Genomic DNA, 12,156 nt, shown 5'->3' on the forward strand with positions numbered 1-12,156 from the left:
TGCTCTGCCGGTGCTTTCTCCGGCCCGGATTTCTGTCTCATCTGCGCTCCAAAATGGCTGCGATGATCCAGAAATCCTCCCTTCCCGAAAACCCCTGAACTGTCTCAAGGGCGCTGACGGCAGACAACAGCGGAAATGCACGTGTATCCATGGCCAGCGCCCCAGCGGCGTTCCAAAATCTGGCGGCTCTTCCAATCACGGTCGTCCTCTCGTATGAGAACATAGTGAGAACAAACCGAGCGAGAGTCAAGCCATGGCCAACGTCGACGCCTTCTTCCTGCAGCCCTTCAAGACCCACCGGAAGCGGCTCGTGCCCAGCCAGCGGGTGCTGGCGAAGACAAAGCATCACGCCCTGCAGGATGGCGAACGTCTGGCTCGAACCGCTGAGGGCGTGGCCGTCGTGCATGTGGTCGCCGACCACGAGACCGGCGAGGTGGCGTCGCTCGCGGTAATCGCTCGCCATGGCGAGATCCCCGAAGAGTTCGAAGAGCAGATCAGGGCGGCGTGACGCCGGTCTTTCTCCGCCTGCGCCAGGTCGCGCCCGACGCGCCCGACAACTTCATCGTGCTGAACGACGATGGCGCCACGATCGGGCGCATCGTCAAGGACAAACAGCTCCCGGCTGGAACGCCTTCGTGGGGTTGGTCCTTGGGAGCCTTCCAGTACCGACATCGCCCGGATTACGCAGGTCGCAGCGAAACCCTGGACGAGGCGAAGGCGAGGCTCCGGGAGCGGTTTCCCGACTACCTTGCTGAGCTTGAATATGACGACGTGTTGGAGCGCCAGCGTCGCGAGAAGCTCGGCGTGCCGACGCGCATGTTCATGTACGAGGATGAGCTGCAGGCCGCCCCCGCCCAGATCGAAGCCCTTGCCGGCTGCCTGGAGGGCTCGGTTGAGGAGGCTCGGCTCTCGCGCCTGGTCGAAGCGCTGACGCGGTTCGAGGACATGCCCAGGGCACTGCGCCAGCGGGTGGCGGCTGATCTGGCCGAGCGGGATCGCGCGATGTGGCCGTCGTCGAGGATTTGAGGCGCCGAGAGCAGCCAACTCTGGAACCGCCAGAAGGCCGGACGAAGCACCCAAGCGCCGGTGTGCTCCAGCAAGATTAGCCGGAGCACACTTATGCCGCTCTCAGCGCAGGCCAAATAGCGAGGTCAGATCGGTCTGTTCGTCACGGTGTTTTCCGCCGAGCACTGCCGCGAACCATGCAGCAGCCGCACCTGCCAAAAGCGCCGCAGCGGTCAAAAAGGCCGTGACGACAGCCATCTTCCGGGCGCGTTCCGCAGCTTGCTTGGCCGCTTCCTTGGCTTGGTTGAGGCGAGCGAACGCATCATCAATGCGCTTCTCCGCTTCCTGCTGCGAGATATTGGAACGCGCCGCGATCCTCGAGGCAATGTAGCTGCGGTCTGCCGCATCGACGCTCCCGTTCGCAACGCTGCGAACCAAAACGCGCGAGGCCTCCTCCCGTTCTTCCGCAGAAATCGGCTCCGTGCCCGTCGAGCGCAGCATTGTGTCTAGCGACGATGCGATAGGGTCGGCTTGCTGGCTGATGAGCGCGCCCGCCCCAGCGGCAGCGGTTGCGACGCCGGTCGCAGCGGTTTTTGCAGCACCGGTGATGGTCGAGCTGGTGATGAAGGCGACAAGAAGCGCGCCAACTGCCCATACGACCAAACCATGAGCCCCATCTCGCACGTGACGTTCATGGTCCGTGGAGTCCAGCGCGGGCCGGCGCATTCGTCCGGCGAGATATCCACCCGCGCCGCAAGCCGAGATCGTCACCCACAACGCCCATAGTCCTCCGGCGACAGCGAGAGCTGCCAGCCCGGACGAGCGAGTTGTGTCGGCCGAGACCATAGAGAGGCCTATTGCCGAACCAAAAGCCGCCAGGATCGTGGAAATCGCGGCAGCAAGCACCGCGCCACCCAAAATCGGGCTCCAGTCCAGATAGGAGGCGCCGGTATCGTTCGAGGCGGATGCAACGATGACGGTGTCAGTCGGATTTACTGCCATGGCACGCCCCTATCGTAGTCCGAGGAAGGACAAGATCGCCAAAACGACCACGACAAGGCCTATGATATAAATGATGCCGTTCATGGATGGCCTCCGCTTCCGCGCCGGGAATGGCGATCACGTTGCAACCGTGGAGGCATCGCGAAGTTCCCCCGGGGACCTCCACGCCCGCGGAACCGGTTCGCTCCGCGCCGGTTGATCCTCCGTGGAGAATGCGCCGAATGACATCGTCGAGCTCATTTCTCGTTGCCGAGTGGCCGCTGCCATCAACTGCGACCCTGGGATCGTCGGTAAGAGCATACGGCGTTGAGCGAGAAGTCCGCCGCCGCCTGCCCTGGAAGACTCGCAAACATGTGCACGTTCAAGGAAGCCACGTTGTGCTGCGGATGCCGGCGGAGGACCGCGATCAATTCGCACTTCACTCAGCGACGGTCACAAGGCTCTTGGAGGGCATCGCAGCTTACCCCGTGCTTCCCAGCGAGGTGGAAGATATCCTGGGCATCACCTCCCGCGAACGGCACAAATGGATGAAGGCCGGCCGATTGCAGAGCGCCGGGACCCGGACCGTCAAAATGCGAGGCCGCGCCAAGGCCGTCACCTTTCACGTCTTCACCCCGCAGCACATCGAAGATGTTCTTGATCGCGACTTGCCGGCGGTGTGGCGGGAGGAAGACGCTGCGGCCATCTCGGAAAACCGGCGACGCGCAGCCGCTAAAGCTCAGCTGGCCCGAGGCCGCCAGAAAGCGGCCAAATCTGATGAGGCGACGTCGGAAGACGACGATCTGAGCGCTGAGTTGGACGGATGGGAGTCCTTCGCGGCCACAGGTTTATTGCGTTAGCCCCGGCAGAGCCGCGCCAGTCCGAATGGCGCCATCGTGCATGACCGCAGCTTGCTTGAAGGAATTCGCCGCTGGAATGCTGCTTTACGTTCGCGTCTAGCACTTCGAGCTTTGCAATGTCCTTCGGCAGCCCCTCAGATCCCCGGGAACATGGAAGCGAAAAAAAGCCCGACCGCATTAGCGACCGGGCCGCTGGCCTGCGGACATTGGCCAGGACTACTCGTTGAGCATTCGCCCGAATATCGCCCCCCGCATCTCAGGAGAGCCTGAGTCGGCGCACCGGTGAGACGCTGTGCCACAAACTTGCTCGGCCGGTAAAAGTTCCGTCACTGCCGATCGGCACGACCGCCGATTATTCCAACCGGTAAATGCTGACCTCGTCTTGCTTGTCGCGCAGCCCCTTGAACGAGGCGTGGCGCGCTGACCGCAGAAAATACATGAACCCCAGCGGGATCTCGACTGGCATCTTCGCTTCGGCGATGTCGAACTCGAGTATCGCGTCAAAGAGCAGCTGAAACTCGCGCTCGGCGCCCGCGTCCATCGCGGCGTTGATCAACTGCGCCGCTCTCTGAACAGCTGCCTGACGCTCTCCAAAAGACTTGATTTTCCGGACATAGGCGATCGACATTGCCACCTCCGTTAATGCTCAACTCGCCTTCTTGAGCCCGCTCGCGCTTTTGACAGGGCGGCCCTTCCCGGCCGCAGCTGGACCCGCACCGACGCTCGCGCGCAGCGCCTCCATGAGGTCGACAACCTTAGGCGCCTTAGCCTTCTGCATGACCTTCACCGGCTTGCCGGCGAGCTTCGCCTTGACCATCTCCGCCACCGCCGCTTCGTAGCGATCGTCGAATTTCGACGGGTCGAATTCGCCCTTCTTGGTCTCGATGATGTGCTTGGCGAGCTCGAGCATTTCCTTCTGAATCTTGAGCTTTGGAATCTCGTCGAAGGCTTCGGCCGCGGACCGAACCTCGTAGTCGAAGTTGAGGGTGTGTGCGACGAGACCAAGACCCTGGGCCCGGATCATCAGAGCGCGATAGCGACGGAACAGAACGGCATGCGCGAGCGCGCCGACCTTGCTGGCCCGCAGTGCCTCGCGGATGACCGCGAACGCATCCTCTCCGATCTTGCCGGAGGGCGCGAGATAATAGGGCTTGTCGAAGAAGACTGTGTCGATCTCGCTGCACGGGATGAAGGCGGCGACAGCCAGGAGCTTCTTGCTATCGGGAACCGCGTTCGCGATCTCGTCTGGCTCGACCTCGACATAGCGGTCGGTGTCGATCTCGAATCCCTTGATCTGATCTTCGCGCTCGACTGGCTTCTCGGTGACCGGATCGATGAACTCTCGGCGAACGCGGTGGCCGGTATCGCGATTGACCGTATGGAACGAGATGCGTTCGGAGGTGCTCGCACCGGTGTAGAGCGCGACAGGGCAACTGATTTCCCCAAACTTCAGATAGCCCTTCCAGTTCGCTCGCGCCGCGACCATGACACGCAACTCCACATCGCAACCCAAGCGATTCAATCCGCAGCAGCACGCATGGTTCCCGACCACGGGAACTCTATTGGTCCAGCCGCATTTGACTCGGCAGTTTCGTGTCCGGAGTTGCGTCGCCATGCCCGACCGCACCTATTGGAAGGGCTATCTCAAGCTCTCGCTCGTGACCTGCCCTGTCGCCATGAGCCCGGCGACCTCCGAAAGTGAAAAAGTCCGCTTTCACACGCTCAATCGCCAGACCGGCAATCGCGTGGTCAGCCGCTATGTCGATGCGGACAGCGGCAAGCCGGTCGAGCCCGATGACCAGGCCAAGGGGTATGAGGCCGAGGCCGGCCGGCTCGTTATCATTGAGGACGAAGAGCTCGAAGCGGTCAGGCTCGATACCGTCCGCACGATCGATATCGACGCCTTCGTCCCACGCGACTCCATTCCCTGGATCTATTTCGACAGCCCGCACTACCTCGTCCCCGATGACGAGGTGGGAGAAGAGGCCTTCTCCGTCATCCGCGACGCCATGGCAGCGACGAAGATGGTCGGAATCTCGCGGGTCGTGCTCTACCGGCGCGAGCGGGCGGTAATGCTGGAGCCCCGGGATCACGGCATCGTGCTCTGGACGCTGCGATATGGCGACGAGGTCCGCGACGAGAAGAACTACTTCAGCGGGATCGCCAAGGAGAAGCCGGCACCGGAGCTGTTGTCGCTCGCGCAGAAATTTATCGCGACCAAGACGCAGGACTGGTCACCGGACTTGGTCAAAGATCCGGTTCAAGAGCACCTGCTGAAGCTCATCGCGTCGAAGAAGCGCAAAGGCTCGCGCAAATCCGCCGGCTCCGGCGAGAAAGACCGGCCCGCCAACGTCGTCAATCTCTTCGATGCGTTGAAGAAGAGCCTCCAGGAGGACAAGTCACTCCGAGGCTGACTGAGCGCCCAGTGTGAGGTGTTGACATGCGTGCACAGCCCAAGCGAGCCGGACATAGCTCCAAGCTCGCCAGCGTCCCCGTTCCGATCCCGCTCGAGCTCTATCGCGAGGCCTGCCAGGACGAGGATGGAAACCGCTACACCGTCATCGTCTCGGCTCTCTTCCCGAATCTCAGCACGACGAGCTATGCGCTGGAGGACGGAACCCCGGTGCGCTTTGTCGACGATTGCCTCTTCGAGATCGTGCCAACGGGGAGAACTCTCACCCGATGCGAATAATGATGGCGCATAATCAGACCGACCGCCCCATGGCCTATTCTCACCTTGCAGCCGCGGAGGTTTCGACCTGGTCGGAGGAGTGGCGTCATGAATGCGAGATCGCCTATCTCGCTGGGCTTCCGCCGCCGAAGCTCAGCGTCATGCTCGACGGAGTCGCCGGCTCGACCGATCGCGAAGAGCGCGGCATCAAAGGTGTGCGCGGCGAGGTAGCCGTGGCGGCCCTGAGGGCGGAGATTGCACGGTACAGGCAGCTTACAGCGCAGTAAGCGCGGCAATTTAAATGCCCGCTACCCTCGCGGGCAGCGGGCAAGTTGTCCGCCGTCGGCCATCTCCAGGGCAGAAGATGACCGCCGTGATCGGCACCCGCCAAGAGGCCGATCGTCTTCAAAACCGTCTCGTCTCGACAAGGTTCCTCGACTCAGGGCCACCGGGGAAAGAGCAGAACGAATTGATGCGCGCGTTGGCTGGGCTGGTCTCAGTCGGTGCCAAGGAATATCGTCCCTGTAAGAGGGGATGAATGACCTTGCCAACGCGATTTAGCCCGGAACAGCCGACCGTCGTTATCAACACGCCTGCTGAATACGATTCTGCCCGGCGCGAGGCGGACCGACTGGCGAACGCCGAGCCCGGCTCTGTGGACGCGCTGACCTTTCAGGCCTTTTCAGCAGCGATCGAACTCTATGAAGCCCGCCGAGGTCGTGACACTGGCTGCTCGTCAACTGATGAGGCGGCAAGTCGCCTCACCGGCTCGGATGCCAATTCATAAACCCTTGCGTCGCAGTATACCTCCGCTGCGCGCCTGAAACGCCGCCATGCCGGCAGTGGCTCTCGTGCTGGCGACATCAGCGCATAGTCCATTTCAGGAGGAAGTAGGGCGTCCGGGTCGAAGCCGGCCGACCGGCAAAGCGCCCTGGCGATGATTTCCACGCGATCTGTTTCCATGACACGCCACCCAACGCGACACAGAGGGCCGTCGGGCCAACACTCCAACGCTGCCGACGGCCAAGCGAAAAACCTCGACGCAGGAACAAGGTTCCTTCATCAGGAACATTGTATCGAAGAGGCAGTTGGGTATCATGGATAACAGAGAGACGCCGCTGATGACTTCGCCAACGGCGCTGTGGTTACTTGCTGTGACCCTCGTGATTATCGCGATCTGCTTCATCACCTGCGGCATCCCCAGCCCCTGGGGCGCCGCGCGATGAACGCTCGCGCATCTTCACACCATAGAGTCTGAGTGCCGGCTCGTCGGCACAGCCCCATCACGGGCCGCCTTCTGTCCAAAGTGCTCGACGGCGCGCTCGACGAGATCTTCCTCGCTTAGCGCTAACGGGGCCAGCGACGCGACAATGAACTTGAGCCGGGTCCGCTCGGCCTCCTCGGAACCCAGCATAAAAATCTGCTCGTCTTTGACCCTCTGCCACGCTGCCTCCGAAGCCGACAGCGCCCGAGCCAGTACAACCGGATCACTCAACGAACTGAACGGCATGCCACCCTCCTCCTTCCCAAAGGCACACACGCCGAAAATGAAGCGAGCGACGGGTATTTTTTCAAGGGGCATGAACGAAAAAATGCCCGGCTCGCAAGGCCGGGCCGAAGAACACGCGCGCCCAACGCTTCAGGACCGGAACTCCTCGACAGCGCGCTGCGCGAGGTCATCTTCATCGATCGCGAACGGTACCAGCTCCACTATGATAGCCGCCAATCGAGCGCGCTCTCGTTCATCGATATTGGGCTGGGTCAATCTGACCTCGCGCCACGCCGCCTCGAATGCCGCGGCTGCTCGCGCAAGATCGACTGGATCGGTGAAGGATCGAAACGGCATCGCTTCCTCCTGAGTGACCAGCATAGGCTCATTGCCCAGCATCCCTAGGAACGTGACGCCGCAGGCCCGGAAGAACGTCAAAAGAGAAAATGCCCGGCCCCGCGCGAGCGAGACCGGGCCATTGTGGAATCTGTTTCCGTCACAACGTACAATCGACGGGCCTTCAGCGGAGTGGGAGCATGTCAGCCATGCACAAGCCCAAACCCCACACGGTGACGTCTGCGATCGAGGAGCAAGGTCGCGCGCGGCTGATGCTGCGGATGCCGCAGCACCGACAGGCATTTGCCGGCGTTTCAAGCGACCGTTTCCTGGACCTCTGCGAGGCCTACGAGTTGGCCTGCAACGCGCTCGGGCATTGGTCAAAATCGACATGCGCCGAAAAAGGCTGAGCGCATGGAAGAGTTACGCGCGATCGTGGCTGAGATGGAATTGGACGCCGCGCATTACGCGGCCGTAGGAAGTGAGACGAGACCGCCCCCACGTTAGCGAGACCGAGTAATTGGCGCGCTCATGAGGGCGTTTCAGTATGGCCAGCGCTTTGTCATAATGGCCAGGCCGAAGAGCGCGATGCCGATGAATAACGCCCCAGTCTCCACACCATCCTCCCAAGCTCGGGAAGAAAATTTACTGGCGGGCGCAAAATCCCGCGCAATACAGCCCTCACATCGCCCACAAAGTGACATCGAAACTCAGACAGCCCGAGGGCCGGGCGGAGCGCCACGGCTCCTGGCGCCCCACGACGCGGCTTTCGTGAGCAGCCGGCGTGAAAGCTCGCTCGGCGCTCGATAACAAAAGGGCCCGGCCCCGCGCGAGCGAGACCGGGCCTTGGGGCTTGACCTGCTTACTCGATGACCTGGACGATCTTGCGAGTCTTCGGCTCGACCAGGACCGTGCGGTTGTTGACGACGGTATAGCGGTAATCCTTCACGCCATACTCAGCCGGCACTTCACGGTAAGTCACGCCACGCTCGGGCAGCACTGCGCCGACCCGAACTTCTTCGCTGTATGTGTAGGACGGGACGCGCTGCTCGGTCACATAGGTTTTGAAGCGCGGGGTGTTGTCGCCGATGATGCCTCCGACGACGGCGCCCCCGACGCCGCCCACAACAGCGCCTACCGGGCCGCCGACAACCGCACCGCCAACTGCGCCAGCAGCTGCGCCGCCGGCCGCGCCACCCTGGGCTCCCGAGGGGTTCTGAGCGAAAGCCGCCATCGGAGCCAAGGCGATTGCGCCAGCAAGAATGATCTTCTTCATGACTTGAACTCCCGTTGCTCCCCAGTTGGCGCCACAACTTAGAATCCTTGTAAAAGGTTCCACTTGGGATCGGTTGGTTGGCGGCTTCATGGAGCCTTCCTTGCCAACGCAACGAGGGAGCGCATGCTGCGCATTCACCGGAGCTGCTGCGTTCGCGGCATGAGCCGCGGTCGCATTCTCTTCGCCCACGTGGCCGAATGGCTACGCGGAGGTTTGCGTAGGCCTCACATCCCCTGTTCGAATCCAGGGTGAGGTCTCCGGGGACGCACAATTGGGCGCAGCGGAACTCTCTTGAGACACCCGCGTTGTCAGCCGCCCATTTCCTTTATCGAGTCCCGCCCATGTCGCTTCCCGCATCGCTATGGCTGGGCACCCTTGCCCTCATCCTCGGGACTCTAGCGATGTTGTCCTTCGGGGGCCCTTGACGAAGCGCCGAGCCACTCGGAGCCGCTCATGCCGGCCTGCATTCGCGAGGGCAATATCGGCGAGTAAGGGGGTAAACCAACCGCCCCCTTGAACCGACTGCCATTGCCCATAAATCTTCCGGCGCTGCAGCCCGGAGCTCCTGCCCTGCTGCGGCAATCGCATCCATGTTGCTACAGGAGGATACGACCTTGGCACTTCCGTCAGATCAATTCGAGCGTCCTGTCGTGGTGCTGACCCAGTTCGGCGTTCCCACCGCAGTTTCATCGGCGATGGAGGCCTACATGTTCCTGACCGACTGGCCTGCTTCGCAGCGCGACGTTGTTTTCTCGCTGGCACTGAAAGGCTGTCTGGCAGCCGTCCGTGGCGACATCGAAACTGAAACAGCGCGGGGGCTCTTCGCTTCATGGGCGGAAAGACGCGACATCCTCGCACCCGACGTCGCAGCTTTCATCAGCAGCCGGCGCGGAAGCTCGCACGGCGCCCGATAACGAAAGACCCGGCCCCGTCGTCAACGGGACCGGGCGCACGAGTTGGAATAATGCGGCTACAGAGGCCAACGCCTTGAGGCCCACCAGGATACGGCTGCAACGCCGAGCATCGCGCCGGTTACTAGTAAAGCAGTCGAGATTTGGCCCCTCCCCTAAAAAGGGTGTTCACGGCGCTTACGAGGAAGCCGTTGCGTCATCTCAACGATGAAGCACTGAGGGTGGCGAAGAGTCGCAGCACACGCTGGGCAGGGTCATCAGCCGCTCAAACAGAAAAACCCCGCCGGCGGGAGCCAGCGGGGCGAAAGTTGGAGGGGTGCATAGAAGACATCCGACCAACGCGCGCGATGCGCGTTCGTTCCGGATGTCGATGATAACGCTCACCCCGGCAGCGGCGGCACGCGCACGAGGGGCAGCTAATGCCAGATGGTCCAGAGCCCGTGCTTACTGGTCTCTCAGGGATTTCAGCGACCAAAACGCGGAAGTCCAAAAAACTACCGCCAACATCATCCCGAAGCCGCCGACGAGAAGCTCATTCCTCGCCGGCCAGTCTCGATCGCTGCCGACAAAGCTTACCAGCGGGACAATAATGCCGGTCAGGAAGGAGCCAACTGCTGCATTGCCCCACATCTGAGCGGCAAGTTTGGCGCTTTCATTGTTGATCAGATTGCTCACGTTCACCTCACAGATTCGGCAATAAGCATAGCTGAGACTACAGATCAGGGAGGCGCTCGTTTCCGAAGCTCGTCGAGCTCGCGCCGGAACTGCTGCATCGCGTCGCGCAGGCTATAGGTCTCGCCGAAGGCCTTCTTTTGATCGTCGATCTGTCGCTGTAGATTGGCGTCGCCCTGCTCCATCGAGCGACGGCTCGTCACGTCGAGAGCGGTAAGGTCCGTGTTCAAGCGATCGATGTCTTGGCGCGTCCGGCTGCTCCTGGCGTCAAGTTCTCGGATCGAAACGAAGCGCTCGCCGAGGCCGGCCTGAAGGTCGGTGAGCTTGGCGATGGTCGCTTTCATGTCGCTCTGCGTCTCACGGATCGGCCAGTAGGCCATGCCGCCTATTGCGATCATGAAGGATAGGGCGATGCCGCCGAAGCCGATGATGACCGTCCAGTTCGTCTTGCCGCTGGCGGCGATCTGCTGAGACAGCCCGGATATCTGACTGGAGAGGCCGGCGACGCCCTGCTCCAGGCCATAGGCGCGCTGCTCCAGCGCGCCGATGTTGTACCGTGCTTGATGATCTCGTGCGCCACCTCCGCCGCCGCGCCTGCTCATGTCAGTCACTCCGCATCACCTCTCAGGTAGGCTGGCAAGGCCATTAATAGGCTTGGCCAGATCAGCGCGCCGAGGCGGCTGCGGCGACGACACCGATCTTCGCGGTGAGCTTCTCGGCAATGGCGTCGGGATCGAGCCCGAAGCGTGCCACGGCGTCGGGAACGGCCTGCTGCACATAAGTGACGCCGTCAGCGATGTTGGGACTGTCGACCGGCAGCCGAACCGCCATGGCGCCCGAGCCGAGCCGCGAGATCAACAAGCCGGCCGTCTGCGTCAGCGCGGTCTGGAACGCCTCGCGGTGCCGCGCCTCGATGTCGAGCCCGAGCTTTTCGCGGATCAGCTTGAACAGCCAGGCGGCGAGCGCCGCGACAAAGATGCCGGCAAGCTCGACAAGATAGGGACGGAACACGCCGAGCAGGGAATCTCCTAGCGTCTGCGCCTCGGCGGACACGGCGGCGAGCATGAGGACGACGCAGGCGAGCGCCAGCGCGCCCAGATAGGCGAACAGCTTCATGATGATCTCCATGATGATGGTGGCGGCGCCCGGGAGCTCCGGGGGCGTCGAATGCTAACGACAAGAGATCGTCGGCAGGATAAGGTGCCCCCGGGGGTGGAGAGAGCCAAATGACAATAAGAATGCGCTCGACCGCCTATTATCAGCGGCGGACTACACTGCGGGACGTAACCCTGAAGAAGCGAGCTGATAGGAAGGCCATAAGGTTGGCTTCAGCGGAGGCCGAAAAACTCGCTGAAGTGATCGTGGATGCGTTTCCGGTGCAGCTCCGCGCCGAGAACGACGATTAGGCCGTGAACTGATCACATCAGCCGCCCGATCTCGTCCCTGCCGACCTTGAAGGACGGGCAAGCTTTTGCGTTCGTGTAATCGTTATGGCCGGTCACGCGCTTGATGCCGCGATGCTGAGCGATCAGCTGCTGCGTCAGCCAGAGCATCGACGCGCGCTGCGCCGGCGTGCGGGTGTCCTTCGGCATCTGGCCGTCGCCCGCGACGCCGCCGATGTAGCAACAGCCGATCGTGCCGCGGTTCTTGCCGCCGTCGGCGCAGTGCGCGCCCTGCTGGCCGACCGGCCGGCCGAGCATGATCCTGCCGTCGCGATAGACGATGTAGTGATAGCCGACATCCGAGAAGCCGCGCTGCTTATGCCATGCGCGGATGTCCGCGACGGTGAAGTCCTGCCCTTCGCGCGTGGCGGCGCAGTGCCAGACGATCTCGTCGATCGGCCGGGCCGTCGCCAGCAGCGGCAGGCTCGCGACATTCGGCGGCGGCGCGGCGACGATGCCGCCGAGACGCTGGGATGCCGGCGCCGGCTGCGCCATCGCGCTCTTGTCGGGCTC

At 62.4% G+C, this 12,156-nt stretch carries 19 protein-coding genes; 9 read left to right on the forward strand and 10 right to left on the reverse strand.

Going from position 1 to position 12,156, the window contains the following annotated elements; translation table 11 throughout:
* Positions 1 to 253 precede the first annotated feature (253 nt).
* Together RKE40_RS28735 and RKE40_RS28740 are read left to right on the forward strand one after the other, a co-directional pair.
* Complete coding sequence (locus RKE40_RS28735; RefSeq protein WP_316021582.1) at positions 254 to 508, forward strand: hypothetical protein; 255 nt, start codon at positions 254 to 256, stop codon at positions 506 to 508.
* Positions 505 to 1,026, forward strand: a complete 522-nt coding sequence (locus RKE40_RS28740) for a hypothetical protein (protein WP_316021583.1) — start codon at positions 505 to 507, stop codon at positions 1,024 to 1,026. The genes RKE40_RS28735 and RKE40_RS28740 overlap by 4 nt, the downstream gene beginning before the upstream one ends.
* A 102-nt stretch (positions 1,027 to 1,128) precedes the next feature.
* On the opposite strand, the gene RKE40_RS28745 is transcribed toward RKE40_RS28740, so the two are convergent.
* Positions 1,129 to 2,007: a hypothetical protein gene (locus tag RKE40_RS28745; protein ID WP_316021584.1), complete on the reverse strand. Its 879-nt coding sequence runs from the start codon at positions 2,005 to 2,007 to the stop codon at positions 1,129 to 1,131.
* Positions 2,008 to 2,384: 377 nt separating this feature from the next.
* On the opposite strand from RKE40_RS28745, the gene RKE40_RS28750 reads away from it, so the two are divergent.
* A complete protein-coding gene (locus RKE40_RS28750) occupies positions 2,385 to 2,846 on the forward strand; it encodes a hypothetical protein (protein WP_316021585.1) in 462 nt (153 codons plus the stop codon).
* A gap of 352 nt (positions 2,847 to 3,198) precedes the next feature.
* Here RKE40_RS28750 and RKE40_RS28755 read toward each other — a convergent pair whose 3' ends face one another.
* Positions 3,199 to 3,474, reverse strand: coding sequence for a hypothetical protein (locus tag RKE40_RS28755; protein WP_316021586.1), 276 nt, complete (start codon positions 3,472 to 3,474; stop codon positions 3,199 to 3,201).
* Positions 3,475 to 3,492: 18 nt separating this feature from the next.
* On the reverse strand, positions 3,493 to 4,332 hold the full coding sequence (gene ku, locus RKE40_RS28760; RefSeq protein ID WP_316021600.1) for a non-homologous end joining protein Ku: 840 nt from the start codon (positions 4,330 to 4,332) through the stop codon (positions 3,493 to 3,495).
* A 127-nt stretch (positions 4,333 to 4,459) separates the two neighbouring features.
* Between ku (RKE40_RS28760) and ku (RKE40_RS28765) the strand changes: the two genes are divergently transcribed.
* The 4 genes from ku (RKE40_RS28765) (at position 4,460) to RKE40_RS28780 (ending at position 6,304) form a co-directional block, all read left to right on the forward strand.
* Positions 4,460 to 5,260 (forward strand): non-homologous end joining protein Ku, encoded by an 801-nt coding sequence (ku, locus tag RKE40_RS28765; protein WP_316021587.1) that lies wholly within the window; start codon positions 4,460 to 4,462, stop codon positions 5,258 to 5,260.
* A 26-nt stretch (positions 5,261 to 5,286) separates the two neighbouring features.
* Positions 5,287 to 5,538 carry a hypothetical protein gene (locus tag RKE40_RS28770; protein WP_316021588.1) on the forward strand — a complete coding sequence of 84 codons (252 nt, stop codon included), beginning with the start codon at positions 5,287 to 5,289 and terminating at the stop codon, positions 5,536 to 5,538.
* A 29-nt stretch (positions 5,539 to 5,567) separates the two neighbouring features.
* Positions 5,568 to 5,804, forward strand: coding sequence for a DUF7696 family protein (locus RKE40_RS28775; protein ID WP_316021589.1), 237 nt, complete (start codon positions 5,568 to 5,570; stop codon positions 5,802 to 5,804).
* 251 nt (positions 5,805 to 6,055) lie between these two features.
* Positions 6,056 to 6,304: a hypothetical protein gene (locus tag RKE40_RS28780; RefSeq protein ID WP_316021590.1), complete on the forward strand. Its 249-nt coding sequence runs from the start codon at positions 6,056 to 6,058 to the stop codon at positions 6,302 to 6,304.
* Between the two features lie 453 nt (positions 6,305 to 6,757).
* On the opposite strand, the gene RKE40_RS28785 is transcribed toward RKE40_RS28780, so the two are convergent.
* Together RKE40_RS28785 and RKE40_RS28790 are read right to left on the reverse strand one after the other, a co-directional pair.
* Positions 6,758 to 7,027 carry a hypothetical protein gene (locus RKE40_RS28785; protein WP_316021591.1) on the reverse strand — a complete coding sequence of 90 codons (270 nt, stop codon included), beginning with the start codon at positions 7,025 to 7,027 and terminating at the stop codon, positions 6,758 to 6,760.
* A gap of 129 nt (positions 7,028 to 7,156) precedes the next feature.
* A complete protein-coding gene (locus RKE40_RS28790) occupies positions 7,157 to 7,387 on the reverse strand; it encodes a hypothetical protein (protein ID WP_316021592.1) in 231 nt (76 codons plus the stop codon).
* Positions 7,388 to 7,542: 155 nt separating this feature from the next.
* On the opposite strand from RKE40_RS28790, the gene RKE40_RS28795 reads away from it, so the two are divergent.
* Positions 7,543 to 7,752 carry a hypothetical protein gene (locus RKE40_RS28795; protein WP_316021593.1) on the forward strand — a complete coding sequence of 70 codons (210 nt, stop codon included), beginning with the start codon at positions 7,543 to 7,545 and terminating at the stop codon, positions 7,750 to 7,752.
* 452 nt (positions 7,753 to 8,204) lie between these two features.
* Here RKE40_RS28795 and RKE40_RS28800 read toward each other — a convergent pair whose 3' ends face one another.
* On the reverse strand, positions 8,205 to 8,618 hold the full coding sequence (locus RKE40_RS28800) for a DUF1236 domain-containing protein (protein ID WP_316021594.1): 414 nt from the start codon (positions 8,616 to 8,618) through the stop codon (positions 8,205 to 8,207).
* A gap of 650 nt (positions 8,619 to 9,268) precedes the next feature.
* Between RKE40_RS28800 and RKE40_RS28805 the strand changes: the two genes are divergently transcribed.
* Positions 9,269 to 9,532 (forward strand): DUF982 domain-containing protein, encoded by a 264-nt coding sequence (locus RKE40_RS28805; RefSeq protein WP_316021595.1) that lies wholly within the window; start codon positions 9,269 to 9,271, stop codon positions 9,530 to 9,532.
* A 441-nt stretch (positions 9,533 to 9,973) separates the two neighbouring features.
* Here the strand turns inward: RKE40_RS28805 and RKE40_RS28810 are convergent, their stop codons facing one another.
* The 4 genes from RKE40_RS28810 to RKE40_RS28825 all read right to left on the reverse strand — a co-directional run.
* The gene (locus RKE40_RS28810) at positions 9,974 to 10,204 is read right to left on the reverse strand and encodes a hypothetical protein (protein WP_316021596.1); all 231 of its coding nucleotides are present in this window, start codon (positions 10,202 to 10,204) and stop codon (positions 9,974 to 9,976) included.
* Between the two features lie 44 nt (positions 10,205 to 10,248).
* Positions 10,249 to 10,803 carry a GumC domain-containing protein gene (locus RKE40_RS28815; RefSeq protein WP_316021597.1) on the reverse strand — a complete coding sequence of 185 codons (555 nt, stop codon included), beginning with the start codon at positions 10,801 to 10,803 and terminating at the stop codon, positions 10,249 to 10,251.
* A gap of 61 nt (positions 10,804 to 10,864) precedes the next feature.
* Entirely contained in the window at positions 10,865 to 11,317 is a 453-nt protein-coding gene (locus tag RKE40_RS28820) for a hypothetical protein (protein ID WP_316021598.1), read from the reverse strand.
* 302 nt (positions 11,318 to 11,619) lie between these two features.
* Positions 11,620 to 12,156 (reverse strand): N-acetylmuramoyl-L-alanine amidase (locus RKE40_RS28825; RefSeq protein ID WP_316021599.1); only part of this gene is annotated, 537 nt, incomplete at its 5' end.

The sequence above is a fragment of the Allobosea rubneri genome (genome assembly GCF_032464875.1).
GTDB lineage: Bacteria > Pseudomonadota > Alphaproteobacteria > Rhizobiales > Beijerinckiaceae > Allobosea > Allobosea rubneri.

What these genes read in the sequence shown, in the direction of transcription:
- RKE40_RS28735 (WP_316021582.1), top strand. Translation starts at nt 254, where the DNA reads ATGGCCAACGTCGACGCCTTCTTCCTGCAGCCCTTCAAGACCCACCGG.
- RKE40_RS28745 (WP_316021584.1), bottom strand. Translation starts at nt 2,007, where the DNA reads ATGGCAGTAAATCCGACTGACACCGTCATCGTTGCATCCGCCTCGAAC.
- RKE40_RS28755 (WP_316021586.1), bottom strand. Translation starts at nt 3,474, where the DNA reads ATGTCGATCGCCTATGTCCGGAAAATCAAGTCTTTTGGAGAGCGTCAG.
- ku (WP_316021600.1), bottom strand. Translation starts at nt 4,332, where the DNA reads ATGGTCGCGGCGCGAGCGAACTGGAAGGGCTATCTGAAGTTTGGGGAA.
- ku (WP_316021587.1), top strand. Translation starts at nt 4,460, where the DNA reads ATGCCCGACCGCACCTATTGGAAGGGCTATCTCAAGCTCTCGCTCGTG.
- RKE40_RS28770 (WP_316021588.1), top strand. Translation starts at nt 5,287, where the DNA reads ATGCGTGCACAGCCCAAGCGAGCCGGACATAGCTCCAAGCTCGCCAGC.
- RKE40_RS28775 (WP_316021589.1), top strand. Translation starts at nt 5,568, where the DNA reads ATGGCCTATTCTCACCTTGCAGCCGCGGAGGTTTCGACCTGGTCGGAG.
- RKE40_RS28780 (WP_316021590.1), top strand. Translation starts at nt 6,056, where the DNA reads ATGACCTTGCCAACGCGATTTAGCCCGGAACAGCCGACCGTCGTTATC.
- RKE40_RS28785 (WP_316021591.1), bottom strand. Translation starts at nt 7,027, where the DNA reads ATGCCGTTCAGTTCGTTGAGTGATCCGGTTGTACTGGCTCGGGCGCTG.
- RKE40_RS28790 (WP_316021592.1), bottom strand. Translation starts at nt 7,387, where the DNA reads ATGCTGGTCACTCAGGAGGAAGCGATGCCGTTTCGATCCTTCACCGAT.
- RKE40_RS28795 (WP_316021593.1), top strand. Translation starts at nt 7,543, where the DNA reads ATGTCAGCCATGCACAAGCCCAAACCCCACACGGTGACGTCTGCGATC.
- RKE40_RS28800 (WP_316021594.1), bottom strand. Translation starts at nt 8,618, where the DNA reads ATGAAGAAGATCATTCTTGCTGGCGCAATCGCCTTGGCTCCGATGGCG.
- RKE40_RS28815 (WP_316021597.1), bottom strand. Translation starts at nt 10,803, where the DNA reads ATGAGCAGGCGCGGCGGCGGAGGTGGCGCACGAGATCATCAAGCACGG.
- RKE40_RS28820 (WP_316021598.1), bottom strand. Translation starts at nt 11,317, where the DNA reads ATGAAGCTGTTCGCCTATCTGGGCGCGCTGGCGCTCGCCTGCGTCGTC.